Raw genomic sequence first — 12015 nt, 5'->3', positions numbered from 1 at the left:
CCGCGAGTTCGAACAGATGGAGATCGAGTACTTCGTGCCACCGGCAGAGGCACAGGAGTGGTTCGAGCACTGGGTCGAGGCCTGCTGGGCGTGGTTCGTCGACCTCGGCATCGACCCGGCGAACATGCGCCGCTTCGACGTGCCCGAAGATGAGCGCGCGCACTACTCGGCGGGCACGATCGACTTTGAGTACCGCTTCAACTTCGCCGGTTCCGAGTGGGGCGAGCTGATGGGGGTCGCCAACCGCACAGATTTCGACCTGAGCAGCCACTCCGAGGCATCCGGTCAGAGCCTGACCTATTTCGACCAGGCATCCGGCGAGCGCTACACGCCCTACGTGATCGAGCCGTCGTTCGGCCTGACGCGGTCGATGATGGCGTTCCTCGTCGACTCGTATGTCGAAGAAGAGGTGCCCAACGCCAAGGGCGGTACCGACACCCGCACGGTGTTGAAGCTCGATCCGCGTCTGGCGCCGGTCAAGGTCGCGGTTCTGCCGCTCTCGCGCAATGAGCGACTCTCGCCGCTCGCGCGCGAGGTCGCGGATTCGCTGCGCGGGCACTGGGCGATCGACTTCGACGACGCCGGGGCCATCGGCCGCCGTTACCGTCGCCAGGACGAGATCGGCACGCCGTTCTGCGTCACCGTCGACTTCGACTCGCTCGACGACAACGCCGTGACAGTGCGCGACCGCGACACGATGGCGCAGGAGCGCGTGCCGGTCGCTGAGCTGAACGCCTACCTCGCCCAGCGCCTCATCGGCGCCTGAGTGCGCGACGTCAGGACTCGTCCGCGCCGGAGGGAGCGGTCGCGCGGACCTCGTCGACCCGCATTTGCTCGTACTCTTCCGGGTCATCGAGCATGCGCATCGCCGGCAGGGCGATCTTCTCGGCTTCATCGAAGTGCGTCGAGATGAGGGCGGCCACCTCCTCCTCGGCATCCTCACCCTTCTCCTCGACGAGGTCGGTGATCTCGGCGAGGAGCGCATCCTGCGCGGCGAGCAGCTCGTCGAAGGCCTCGTCGACCATGGTGACTACGGGTGCCGCGCGCAGGGAATCCTCGTATGCGCGCACCTCGGTCAACCGGGCGAGCCAGTCCTCGTCGAGCTCCATATCGGTGGCCACGTCTCCGAATGAGCGCACGGCGTCCAGCAGCCGCTGCGAGCCGGGGGCGTGGAGGGAGGCGGTGGGAACATCGGTGTCGACGTGGACGACGAGCTCCTCGCTGATCGCCGCCACGGCGGTGTCGTAGACGGCGTCGGGGGTGTCTTCCAGTTCGCGGATGCGCCACAGCATCCACAGCCGCCACATCGGCTCGCGATCGGCCGACGGTGAATCCGGTGCCGACATGTCGGCGAGCAGCGCCGCGCGATAGGGGTCGGCGACTCCCGGGAGTGCGAGGTTGTCAGCGTCGGCGGCATCCTCGTCTCCTGCCGCAGAGAGCAGGGCGACCTCTTCGAGCTGCTCCCCGTACCCGATCGCGATCTCCGGGCTGAAGTAGACGGCGTAGAGCGTCCACGAGCTGTTCGGGTCCTCCTCGGAGAAATCCTTGTAGCCGTTGGCGTAGTGCGACCAGGATTCCGCGTCCGCCGCGGCCTGCTCGTGGAAGGCTGCATCCTGGGCGAGCTGATCGAGGACGAAGGCGCGCAGGGAATTCATCAGGCCCTCCGGGTCGTCGGGGATGATTCCGCTGACGGGTTCGGATTCCTCCTCCAGCGCGGCGATGACCTCTTCGGCTTAGACCCGGTGGGCGGCCAACCGCTCGGACACCGTCTCCTCGGCATCCGCCACCTCCGTCAGCGTCGGCATCGCCTCGAGCGCCTCGATCAGCGGTTTCTCCTGCTCATCGGGGAGCAGCGCCGCAGCATCCGACACGTCGACCGCCCAGGATGCGAGGTCGGCACTGTACTCCTCCGCGGCCGCGACCGCCTCTTCGTTCATCGCTGGCGTGCACCCGCTCAGCAGGGCGAGGGCGACCCCTGTAGCCACGACAATCGACAGAGTTCTGCGCGCCTCTCCCCCGGTCTGCATGGTTTGTGAGTCTATGTCATCCTCCGGGCGTGCGACGATGGCAGGGTGGAGACGACGACATTCGCCGCGACCGACGGCTTCCCGCATACCGCCCTCGTCGGCGTGACCGACCCTGAGCACACCATCGCCGTTCAGGGAGATGTGCACACGGCGCTCGCGCTCGCCTCGGTGAGCAAACCGCTGTCGGCGTGGGGGGTGCTGGTCGCCGTCGAGCGCGCGCTCATCGATCTCGACGAGCCAGCCGGACCCGATGGATCGACCGTGCTCAACCTGCTCGACCACACGAGCGGGCTGCCGTTCGAAGGGGAACAGCCGCAGGCGGCGCCCGGTGCACGTCGCATCTACTCGAATACGGGGTTCGATGCGCTCGGCGCGCACGTCGCGCAGGCCGCGGGCATGACGTTCTCCGACTGGATGCTGCGCGAGGTGGCGCAGCCGCTCGGAATGACCGAGATCAACGTGACCGGGCGGCCGTCGGCCGGGTATACGGCCTCGATAGCCGACCTGTTGATCTTCGGCCGCGAGGTGCTCCGCCCCACGCTGATTCCGGCGGCGCTTCGAGACCTCGCGCTCGCCGTGTCACAGCCGGGCCTGCGTGGCGTCGTGCCCGGCTACGGCTCGTTCGACGATAACCAGTGGGGCCTCGGGTTCGAACGCAAGGGAACCAAGAGCCCGCACTGGCTGAGCGATGCGTTCCCGCCCGACACGGCTGGGCACTTCGGCGGGCAGGGGAGCTTCTTCTTCGTCGACCGCTCGCGCGACATCGCCGCCGCCTTCTTGTCGGGGGTCGCCTTCGGCGATGAGCACAAGCGCATCTGGCCGCCGCTCACCGACGAGATCGTCGCGCGCTACGGCGCGAGCTGACGCGTCACGATTGCACCGTGATGGCGGCGTATTCGTCGCCGCCGGCCTCGTCCAGGCGAGGACGTCTTCGAGGATCGGGCGCAGCAGATCCAGATCGACCTTCTCGAGGTCCTTGATGTACAGGCACCCCTTGCCGACGGTGTGCGGGCCCAGTCGAGCGAGCGCATCGGCATGGCGTTCGGTGCTGTCGAGGTAGATCGTCGACGCGGCCTTGCGCGGCGCGAACGCGAGCACGGGCATGTCGCCCTCGTTGCCGGTGGGGTACCGGTAGTGGCAGCTGCCGAAGCCGATGATCGTGCCCCACAGCTCGGGCTCGCGGCCCGCGATCTCCTGCAGTAACGCCGTCAGGGTCTCGGCATCCCGCCGCCGGATGGCGGGCGTGACACCCGCGATGAAGGTGGCGACGCTACCGCCGGTCGGCTTCACTTCGCAGCCTTCGCGGCCGCCTTCATCGCCTTCTTGTGCTCGCGCACCTTGGCGAGCGATTCGGGCGAGACGATGTCAGCGACACTGCGCAGCGAGCCCTCTTCGCCGTAGGGGGCGGATGCTTCGCGCCAGCCGGCGCCGGTGAATCCGTACTGCTTGCCCAGCAGCGCGAGGAAGATCTTCGCCTTCTGTTCGCCGAAACCAGGGAGCTTCTTCAGCCGTCGCAATACCTCAGCTCCGTCGGGGTCATCTCTCGTCCACAGCGCCGAGGCTTCGCCGCCCCACGAGTCGACGAGTTCTTGGCACAGCGTCTGAACGCGCGTCACCATCGACCCGGGAAAGCGGTGCACCGCGGGCGTCTGTTTGAACGCCTCGAGGAACGCGTCGGGGTCGGTGCCAGCGATCGTCGTGGCATCCACTGCTCCGTTGCGCTGCTGAATCTTCAGCGGGCCAGCGAATGCCGTCTCCATCGGAACCTGCTGGTCGAGCAGCATCCCGATCAGCAGTGCGAGCGGGTTGTCGGTGAGCAGGGCGTCGGCGGCGATGTCGCCGGTGATGTGCAGGGCCATGCGTCCAGTGTCGCACCCGAGCGGACATGGAGCGGGCGTCTTCTGTGGAAGCCATCGATGCTGACCTGAACGAGCGGCCGATTGCGCACAGTCCGAGCGTGCTCGGCGATCTCATCGGAGAGATGCGATTTACCTGCATCGTCGAAGCCGTCGAGCGCGATTAAGGCCCGTGAACCCGGGCGCACCTGTCGGATCTCATCCCAGAGGCGTGACACGACCTCCTGCCGTTCACCCTGTGTCCTCATGCCGTCAGTGGTCGGTTGATGTTCATCGGTAGACCTCTCTCCGGGCGAGGATCGTGGGCGAGTGCGTCTATGGCGCGAAGGATGCGTTGTGCAACCCCGCGGTCGAGCTCGCGCAGTGACTTCAGTGCGGACTGCGCGTAGGTGATCTCGTATCGCACGAGCTGTGGCTACAGCCCGAATTCTGACATCACATCGGTGTGCGCGACCCGAGGATCCGTCTCAGCGCAGGCCGCTGCGGCAGCGCGAATATCGGCTTGATCCTCAAGCGCTTCGAGCGCGCGATCGAAGAAATCTGGTGACACGACCACTGCCCTGCGTCCGACACCGCGCGACGTGATTTCGACAGGCTCCCGTTGCGCCGCAGCGATGTAGTCGCTTTGGCGTGCGCGGAATTCGGAAAGGGTTATCGAACAAGATGTACACCAGTCCCCGCCGCGTGCTCACCACATGGCTAACGCGCCTGCTGATCGAGCAGCGTCCCGACCAGCAGAGCGAGTGGGGGCTGTCGACTCTCAGCGGCTGGAAGGAAATGGGGCTGTTCGTACGGCAAACGTCACGGTGAGCGCCGTCGTGCGAGCATGAGGGTCGGCCAGACGACAGTGCAACGGAGGGGTCAGAGTGACGACGGGTAACGGACGGAAGCCAATGGAGCGGAAAATTCCGCGTCAGGATGCGGGGCAGATGAGCTGGTTGCTGGGGTGGCCCATCCTCACGCTGACCTTCCTGCTATTTCCTGCTCTGGCCGCGATGGCTGCCGCGAGTGTCGCAGAGCACCCGTATGCGACGGCAGCGGCATCTGTGGCTGACTGGTTGCTCGGAGGGGGCGCCGAACACGACGTCGAGATGGCCTCGGGTTTCGGATTCCTGGCCGTCATGGCGACGATCGTGATCGGAATTGCCTTCTCGCTCCCTCCAGAGGGAGTGCAAGCGCTGCCGAAGAAGAACCGCAGACTGATCGAGTTCCTTACGCTCGGTATCACGCTTGGGGCGTCGAGCTTCTCAGCACTGGTGCTGTGGGTCGTCCTCTGGCGGCAGGTGACGCTGGAACTGATCCTCTTGCTGCTCAGCGCCTGGTTTGTGTCAGTCGTGGCCGGTCTGGTGGAACTCAAGCGTCCAGTTGCGGAGCGGGTGTCTGCTGCGAGACGCGAGAAGGAAAAGCTCCATAGCGGGGCGACGAGTTCCGGTTTCGTGGAGGGAACGAAAGTCACGCTCCGCCAGAGAGTGGGAGCAGAGTCTGTTTACTGGCTGATCCCCCTGGTTGGTCTGCCTCTTCTTAGCGGGACGGGCCTGGTCTGGGATTACGGCGGATCTCAGATCGATGATCGTGCCTGGGCGTTCGTCCTCCTCGTGGGGTGGGGTGCAGGGGTGGTGGCGATCGCGTGGCGCATGACGGCGCCGTTTCCTCCGCACAAGCGCAGCGATCAGGTGCTCTCCTGGACTTTCCGGGTTACCGGACTCATAGTGATGATTCTCGTGCCACTGGGGGCGACGCTCGCGAGATTATGGGCGTTCGCCGTGCTGTCGGCGCTTTCAGTCGTTGTGGTCATTGCCCTCTACATCGTTGTCACGCCGACGATTCGCTCCCCCTTCGTGAAGACGATTCGGGACGCCGCAACAGTCAAACGGTTGGCGCAGGCTGATGATTGGTATGAGAAGGCGCTGCAGGAGCTCGACGACGAACGAGCGATTGAACGGTCAACGTCAACGAGTCAGTCGGGACCGCAGCCGATCATCCGAATCGAGGTGTTTCGACGTCGTGCGAGGCGCCACTCCCCGGAGGACAACAACTGAGCTAGTCGAGCAGCATCCCGGCGACCGGGGCGAGACGTGATCTCGATGAGGGAACTGTGGTCGCCGATCCTGCTATATCATCATGATATGGGTGAAACGCTGCGAGAGTTGCGCGAGCGCGCTGGACTCAGCCAGTCGCAGCTCGCGTCGCGCAGCGGCGTTGCTCAACCGAACATCGCGGCGTACGAGGCCGGGCGGAGGAATCCGTCAGAGGCAATGCTCGACAGGCTGCGCTCGGCCATGCGTGTTCTGCCGCATGAGGCGCTCAAGCAGCATCGTGACGAACTCAAGAAGCTCGCAGCGGAGCATGGACTGAGCAACGTGCGCGTGTTCGGTTCGGCGGGGCGCGGTGCGGACACCGCGCAGAGTGACCTCGATCTCCTCGTCACCCGAGGGCCGAACGTCGGATTGCTGACGATCGCAGAGTTCGCCTCAGAAGCTGAACAGTTGCTCGGCGTCCCGATCGACGTGGTCACCGACGGAGCGCTCCCCGCTGATCATCCGATCCTGCAGTCGGCGGTCGCCGCATGAGCGAGAGGGACGATCGGTGCTTGCGCGAGATCGTTCGGCTGTGCGATGACGGAACGCAACTCGCCGCTCGCGGCCACGAGTGGTACGTCTCGGACGAGCTCAACACACCGGGGCTCGCAGCCGAGTCGATCATCATCAAGATCGGTGAGAACGTCGCACGACTGAGCGAGGAGACTGTGGTCGCGAACCCACAGGTGCCCTGGTCGAGTATCAAACGCATGCGCGATCGGCTTGCGCATCACGATGAGGCGACTGATTACGAGGCGGTGTGGGCAACCATCAGTGTCGAGTTGCCGCGCGTGCGCGCGGCGGCCGCATCCCTGCTGGCCGAAGCGTCCGGCGATTGACCGTTGCTCCGCAGTGTCAGGCCGTTTCGGATGCCCTGGCGGCCGGATCGGCGACCGAGATGCCGTACAGCGTCTCCAGGGCTGCGATGAACTCGGCGCCGCGTCCGTCTGCGGCGAGCTCGTGCGCCCGTGCGGTGGGGGTGTGGGTCAGCACGCCGGCGAGGTGGCGCATGGCCTGCTCGACGCGTCCGTCTTCATCGCCGCGAGCTCGGGCGCGGTCGATCTCGGCTTCCATGAGCGACAGGATGTGCGAGCGGAAAGCCACGACGGCCGGGGTCACGCTCTGACGATCGCCGACCACGTTGAAGGTGTCTGCGGCATCACGGACGACGCTTCGCGCGGCATCCGTCGCCTGCAGCTCTTCAAGAGGAGCGTGCAGGCGGATCGTCTCGAGGTCGAGCAATGCGACACCTTCGACGTTCGCGATCTCGGGGTCGACGTTGCGAGGCATGCCCAGGTCGATGACGAGCTGTGAACCGCTGGTCGGCGCCCCCATCGGGCAACCCGCCCCGCCCGTGCTGGCGGCTCCCTGCAGCTGCTGCGGCCCGAGCACGGGCTCAGTCGCCGTGGTGCAGGTGATCAGCAGTGTCGACGCGCGGGCGACGCGGGCGTAGTCGGCTTCGGCGACGGCCGTGATGGCGTGCTTCTTCGCGAACAGCTCAGCGCGGCCCGAGGGCGAATAGACCGAGATGTCTGCGGCGCCGCGCTCGCGCAGCGTGGCGAGGGTGACCGCGGCGTAGGCGCCGGTGCCGACCAGCAGCACGCGCTCGGCAGACCAATCGGCGATGCGACTGTCGGCGAGTTCGAGCGACAGCCGCACGAGAGAGCGACCGGCGCGGCCGATCGCGGTGACGTTCTTGACCTTGCGCTGTGCCTGACTGGCCCGCTGGAACAGGCGCTCGAGTTCGGGAGAGGTGGTGCCGTCTTTGCGGGCGGCCTTCAGGGCGCGACGCACCTGCCCGGCGATCTCGCCTTCGCCGGGCACGACGGATTCGAGTCCGGATGCCACGGCGAACAGGTGCTCGGCCACCCGGCGCCCCGAGTGCACGGCGTAGGCGCCTTCGAGCTGTTCTGCGGGGATGCCGGTGGACTGCTCGACGGCCTCGAGCACGGCCTCGACGCCCACGGCACCGGCGGCCGTGACCGGTTCGTCGACCTCGACATAGGCTTCAAAACGATTGCACGTCGAAAGAACGACTGCACCCTGCACACACGAGGTGAGCCGCAAAAGGTTGGGCGCAACGTCGTCGGGGGTGCGGCTCAGTCGTTCGAGCATCTCGAAAGAGGCGGTCTTGTGACTCGCCGTCACGCACAGCAGCACCCGGACAGTCTACGCCGTATCGCCGAGAGTGGACTCCGCCCCGCATACCGATGCTACGGTCGTAGCTGAAGAGCACGGGAGTCCGGTGAGCCGGGCTGAGAGGGAGTAATCGAACTCCGACCGTTGAACCTGATCTGGATCATGCCAGCGCAGGGAGCAACAGCGACGCCGCGCCTGGGATCATCCGATCCCGGTCGTGTCTTCCGTGCCGATGACCGCACGGAGGAATCATGATCCTATCCACAGTCGATGATCACGACCAGCGCACGGCGCTGCAGAACGATCCACTGCGTTTCGGCGTCGGCGCGCGAATCACTGTCGCCGTGATGAGCGACCGCTACGCCGACATCATCCTTGGTGCGCTCGACAGCGTCGACGCCAGCGGACTGAGCGTCGAGACCGGTGATGTCAGCACATTCGTCGGCGGTACAGAGCGCGACCTGTTGCGCTACCTCACCGACCTGTCGAGCGCGATCGCCGACACGGGCTCGCACGCGTCGATCTCCGTGCTGCTGTCGCGCGGCTGCCCGGGTGAGGTCGTCTGCGAGCTGCCCGGCGGTGCGGGGCCGCGTGCCGTCGAGCATCCGACCGGCCGCGACACGGACCGCCACGCCACCGCCGAGTGGGCGCTGTACCCGCTGGCCGATGAGGTCACCGCGGGTGTCGAGCCCGATCACATGCGCGACATCTACGCTGCGATCGACCTCGCCAAGGAAAACGACACCTTCCGCGGCTCAGCCCACTTCGTCACCCGCCTCGAGGGTGATCTCGGGCGCATCCTCGAGACGGCCGTTGCCGGCTGGACCCTGGTCGGCCGCAGTGTGCAGCACGTCACCAGCCACCTGACCGTCTCGGTCAACAGCCCTTCGCACGCCCATGTCTGATTCCGCGCGCATTCGGGCATCCGATCGACCGACACGACGCGCTCTCCAGCTTAAAGACATCGTGCTCATGGTCATGCTCGGCGTCGTCTTCGGGTTTCTCTACTGGGTGATGGTGCAGGCGTGGAACCTCCTCGCGATCCTGATGGGTCCGGCCGGCGACCTCGCGCAGCACGTGCTGTTCGGCAGCTGGCTGTTGGTCGCGCCGATTGCCACGGCGATCATCCGGCGCCCCTTCGTGGGGATCATCGCCGAGGTGCTCGCGGCGGTCATCGAGGTCATCTTCCTCGGGTCACCGGTCGGCCCGCTGCTGTTGATCGCAGCGGCGCTTCAGGGCATCGGATGCGAGCTGCCCTTCGCCCTGACGCGATACCGCAATTACGGATGGCTCGTGTTCGCGGCATCCGGGCTCCTGGGCGCGACCCTGGTGTTCTTCTTCACCGGGTTCCGGTCCGGATGGTTCGGGCAGGACATCCTGCTGCTGCGGCTGGGACTCCAACTGCTGTCCGGCATCGTACTGGGCGGTCTGCTCGCGAAAGTGATCGTCGACGCACTGCGGCGTACGGGCGTGCTCGACGGTTTCGCGATCGTGCGCGACACGCTCCCCGTCAGCGCAGGGCGTGCCCGGTGACGAACGCTCTCGTCGACGCCCGCGGCATCTCTGCGCGATTTCTTGACGGGAGCGGCGTCGGACCGCTCGATGTGACGATCGCTCCCGGTGAACGGATTCTTGTACTCGGACCATCGGGGTGCGGCAAATCCACCCTCCTGCGGCTGCTGCAGGGGGCGATCCCGCAGGCGGTGCGCGCTGAGACGACCGGAGGCGTGAAAGTCGCTGGCCGAGACGTGCAGACTCAGCCGCTCGCGCGTCAGGCCGACGTCGTCGGCGTGGTCGCACAGGACCCGGCCACCGGTGTCTGTCTGCCCGACGTCGAGGACGAGGTCGCGTTCCCCCTCGAGAATCTCGCGGTCGATCCGGTCGTCATCCCGCGCGAGGTGGGCCTGGCCCTCGCGGGGGTCGGGGCGGGAGCGCTGCGGGGCCGCGATACGAGCACGCTGTCGGGCGGTGAGACGCAGCGCATCGCCCTCGCCGCCGCGACCGTCACGCGCCCGCTGCTGCTGCTCCTGGACGAGCCGACCGCCATGCTCGACGCCGACGGCATTACGGCGGTGCGCCGAGTACTCGACGAGCTGGGTCGCGCAGACGATGTCGCCTCTGTTCTCGTCGAGCATCGCCTCGACGAGTTCGGCGACGCGCGCGCGGACATCGCGCCCACAGGCGACGCGGCCACAGATGCGGCGATCGCGGCGGGCTTGCCGGAGCGGTGGCTGGTGCTCGACAGAGGTGGGCGGGTGCTCTTCGACGGGCGCGCGGCCGACATGAGCGTTCAGGTCGCGCGCACTCTGCTCGCTCAGGGCTGCTGGCTGCCGTTGGAACGCGAACTCTTCGCCGTGACCGGCATCCCCGGCGGTCTCGACGACGATCGCGTCGCCGCGTATGTGCGGGAGTTGGCGGATGCCGAGCCCACCGCGCCCGTGATCGACCCGATGCACCGCGCAGACTCGCAACCGGAGACACTCGCCGCGCGGGCCGTCGATGTCGTGCCCGGGGGAGCTCCGCGGCGTTCCGCGGCCACTCCCGTGCTGCGGGGCGTCACGCTCGAACTGCGCACGGGGGAGGTCGTCGCCCTCGTGGGAGCCAACGGCGGCGGTAAATCAAGCCTGTTGCACTGCCTCGCCGGTGTCGCACGCGCGGGTGCAGGCGAGATCGAAGGGCCGCGTGCGGGACTGGTGTTCCAGAACCCGGAGCACCAGTTCAGCGCACACACGGTGCGAGAAGAGGTCGCCATCGGGCTGCCACGAGACAGCAGGGATCGTGTGGAGTGGATGCTTCAGCGCTTCGGACTCGCGGACCTCGCCGACCGCAACCCGCACACCCTCTCGGGAGGGCAGAAACGGCGGCTGAGCCTGGCCGCCATGCTCATTCACGAGCGGCCATTCCTGCTCGCCGATGAACCGGGCTTCGGTCTCGACCGACACAGCGCGATCGTCGCGATGCGCGCATTGCGCGACGCTGCGCGCGCCGGCCGCGGCATCCTCTTCTCCAGTCACGATCTGCGCGCGGTCGCGACGTACGCCGATCGCGTCCTCGTGATCGCCGACGGCGGCATCGCCGCCGATACGACCCCCGGTCAACTGCTGCGCGACGACGATCTTCTCGAGCGCGCCGGGCTGCACCCGCCGCGACTGCTGCGCTGGCTGGCGCCGCGGACCCCCGGCGACGATGCGTTGCGCACGGTACTGGCGCGTCTCGACGAGCACGCCTTCGCCGGGGCATCCGAGGCGGTCACACGATGAGGGAACACACACACGGGTCATGGCTCGCCGCCCGCAACCCCACGATCAAACTCCTCGCTCTCACCGCGATCTCGCTCGCCGTGCTGTTCCTGTTCGACCCTCTGCCGCTGCTCGTTCTCTACGTCGTGGCGTTGCCCGCCGTGCGGTGGAGCACGCGCATCCCCTGGCGGATGCTGCTGCCTGCACAGGTGCCGTTCGTGCTGTTCGGTATCGGGGTGCTCGTCGTCAATGCGCTCAGCCGGCCAGGTGAACAGGCCGTGCAGGCACCGGTGCGGATCACCGTCGAAGGTCTCGTCATCGGCACGGCGCTGGCGCTGCGGGCGCTCGTGATCGGACTCGGGGCGATCGCGTTCGTCGCGTCGACGCCCCCACGAGAGATGATGATCAGCGCCGTGCAACATGCGCGCCTGCCTCCGCGATACGCATACGCGCTGCTGGCGGGTCAGCGTTCGCTGGAGGGCATGCCGCAGACGTGGACGACGATCCGCGCAGCACAGGCCGTGCGAGCGCCGCTGGGGCGAGACGGCCTGCCCCGGCGGGGCATCGCCGCGTTCGGGCGGGCGGCGTTCGCGCTGCTCGTGAGCACCATCCGGTCGTCAGAGCGCATCGCTCTCGCCCTCGAGTCACGCGGTCTCGGTGATCGGCCACGAACCCT

14 protein-coding genes, 1 pseudogene and 1 riboswitch are annotated in these 12015 nt (G+C 67.1%); of the genes and pseudogenes, 9 read left to right on the top strand and 6 right to left on the bottom strand.

The genetic code is table 11. The features are described from left to right. Positions 1-766, top strand: a 766-nt coding sequence (locus tag Q1J95_RS10160; protein WP_300267399.1) for a glycine--tRNA ligase, incomplete at its 5' end; no start/stop codon positions are given. A 10-nt stretch (positions 767-776) separates the two neighbouring features. On the opposite strand, the gene Q1J95_RS10155 is transcribed toward Q1J95_RS10160, so the two are convergent. Continuing rightward, complete coding sequence (locus Q1J95_RS10155) at positions 777-1655, bottom strand: hypothetical protein (protein ID WP_300267398.1); 879 nt, start codon at positions 1653-1655, stop codon at positions 777-779. Between the two features lie 78 nt (positions 1656-1733). Then, on the bottom strand, positions 1734-2027 hold the full coding sequence (locus Q1J95_RS10150; RefSeq protein WP_300267397.1) for a hypothetical protein: 294 nt from the start codon (positions 2025-2027) through the stop codon (positions 1734-1736). A 45-nt stretch (positions 2028-2072) separates the two neighbouring features. Here Q1J95_RS10150 and Q1J95_RS10145 point away from each other — a divergent pair, with 45 nt between their 5' ends. Next, entirely contained in the window at positions 2073-2891 is an 819-nt protein-coding gene (locus Q1J95_RS10145) for a serine hydrolase (protein WP_300267396.1), read from the top strand. A gap of 126 nt (positions 2892-3017) precedes the next feature. On the opposite strand, the pseudogene Q1J95_RS15705 reads toward Q1J95_RS10145, so the two are convergent. The 3 genes and pseudogenes from Q1J95_RS15705 to Q1J95_RS10130 form a co-directional block, all read right to left on the bottom strand. Further along, a pseudogene (locus tag Q1J95_RS15705) lies at positions 3018-3317 on the bottom strand (DUF1801 domain-containing protein); the annotation flags it as partial. Next, entirely contained in the window at positions 3314-3886 is a 573-nt protein-coding gene (locus Q1J95_RS10135; protein WP_300267394.1) for an HhH-GPD-type base excision DNA repair protein, read from the bottom strand. The gene Q1J95_RS10135 and the pseudogene Q1J95_RS15705, both read right to left, overlap by 4 nt. 412 nt (positions 3887-4298) lie before the next feature. Next, the gene (locus tag Q1J95_RS10130; RefSeq protein ID WP_300267400.1) at positions 4299-4538 is read right to left on the bottom strand and encodes a type II toxin-antitoxin system prevent-host-death family antitoxin; all 240 of its coding nucleotides are present in this window, start codon (positions 4536-4538) and stop codon (positions 4299-4301) included. A gap of 466 nt (positions 4539-5004) precedes the next feature. On the opposite strand from Q1J95_RS10130, the gene Q1J95_RS10125 reads away from it, so the two are divergent. The 3 genes from Q1J95_RS10125 to Q1J95_RS10115 all read left to right on the top strand — a co-directional run bounded on the left by Q1J95_RS10125 (position 5005) and on the right by Q1J95_RS10115 (position 6800). After that, a complete protein-coding gene (locus Q1J95_RS10125) occupies positions 5005-5922 on the top strand; it encodes a hypothetical protein (protein WP_300267393.1) in 918 nt (305 codons plus the stop codon). 87 nt (positions 5923-6009) lie between these two features. Beyond that, positions 6010-6453 carry an XRE family transcriptional regulator gene (locus Q1J95_RS10120; protein WP_300267392.1) on the top strand — a complete coding sequence of 148 codons (444 nt, stop codon included), beginning with the start codon at positions 6010-6012 and terminating at the stop codon, positions 6451-6453. Positions 6454-6473: 20 nt separating this feature from the next. Continuing rightward, the gene (locus Q1J95_RS10115) at positions 6474-6800 is read left to right on the top strand and encodes a HepT-like ribonuclease domain-containing protein (RefSeq protein WP_300267391.1); all 327 of its coding nucleotides are present in this window, start codon (positions 6474-6476) and stop codon (positions 6798-6800) included. Between the two features lie 16 nt (positions 6801-6816). Here the strand turns inward: Q1J95_RS10115 and Q1J95_RS10110 are convergent, their stop codons facing one another. Beyond that, positions 6817-8121: a glutamyl-tRNA reductase gene (locus Q1J95_RS10110; RefSeq protein ID WP_300267390.1), complete on the bottom strand. Its 1305-nt coding sequence runs from the start codon at positions 8119-8121 to the stop codon at positions 6817-6819. A 64-nt stretch (positions 8122-8185) separates the two neighbouring features. Continuing rightward, a riboswitch (TPP riboswitch) is annotated at positions 8186-8294 on the top strand. A 57-nt stretch (positions 8295-8351) separates the two neighbouring features. Between Q1J95_RS10110 and Q1J95_RS10105 the strand changes: the two genes are divergently transcribed. From Q1J95_RS10105 to Q1J95_RS10090, 4 genes are all read left to right on the top strand, one after another. Then, positions 8352-9005: a YkoF family thiamine/hydroxymethylpyrimidine-binding protein gene (locus Q1J95_RS10105; protein WP_300267389.1), complete on the top strand. Its 654-nt coding sequence runs from the start codon at positions 8352-8354 to the stop codon at positions 9003-9005. Further along, complete coding sequence (locus Q1J95_RS10100) at positions 8998-9633, top strand: ECF transporter S component (RefSeq protein WP_300267388.1); 636 nt, start codon at positions 8998-9000, stop codon at positions 9631-9633. The genes Q1J95_RS10105 and Q1J95_RS10100 overlap by 8 nt, the downstream gene beginning before the upstream one ends. Further along, positions 9630-11360: an ATP-binding cassette domain-containing protein gene (locus Q1J95_RS10095; protein ID WP_300267387.1), complete on the top strand. Its 1731-nt coding sequence runs from the start codon at positions 9630-9632 to the stop codon at positions 11358-11360. The genes Q1J95_RS10100 and Q1J95_RS10095 overlap by 4 nt, the downstream gene beginning before the upstream one ends. Next, positions 11357-12015: energy-coupling factor transporter transmembrane protein EcfT (locus tag Q1J95_RS10090; protein ID WP_300267386.1), on the top strand; the 659-nt coding region annotated here is incomplete at its 3' end. The genes Q1J95_RS10095 and Q1J95_RS10090, both read left to right, overlap by 4 nt.

The sequence above is a fragment of the Microbacterium sp. genome (assembly GCF_029263575.1).
Lineage (GTDB): Bacteria > Actinomycetota > Actinomycetes > Actinomycetales > Microbacteriaceae > Microbacterium.
The sequence above is the reverse complement of the archived record's forward strand: the minus strand, read 5'-3'. Positions and strand labels throughout refer to the sequence as shown.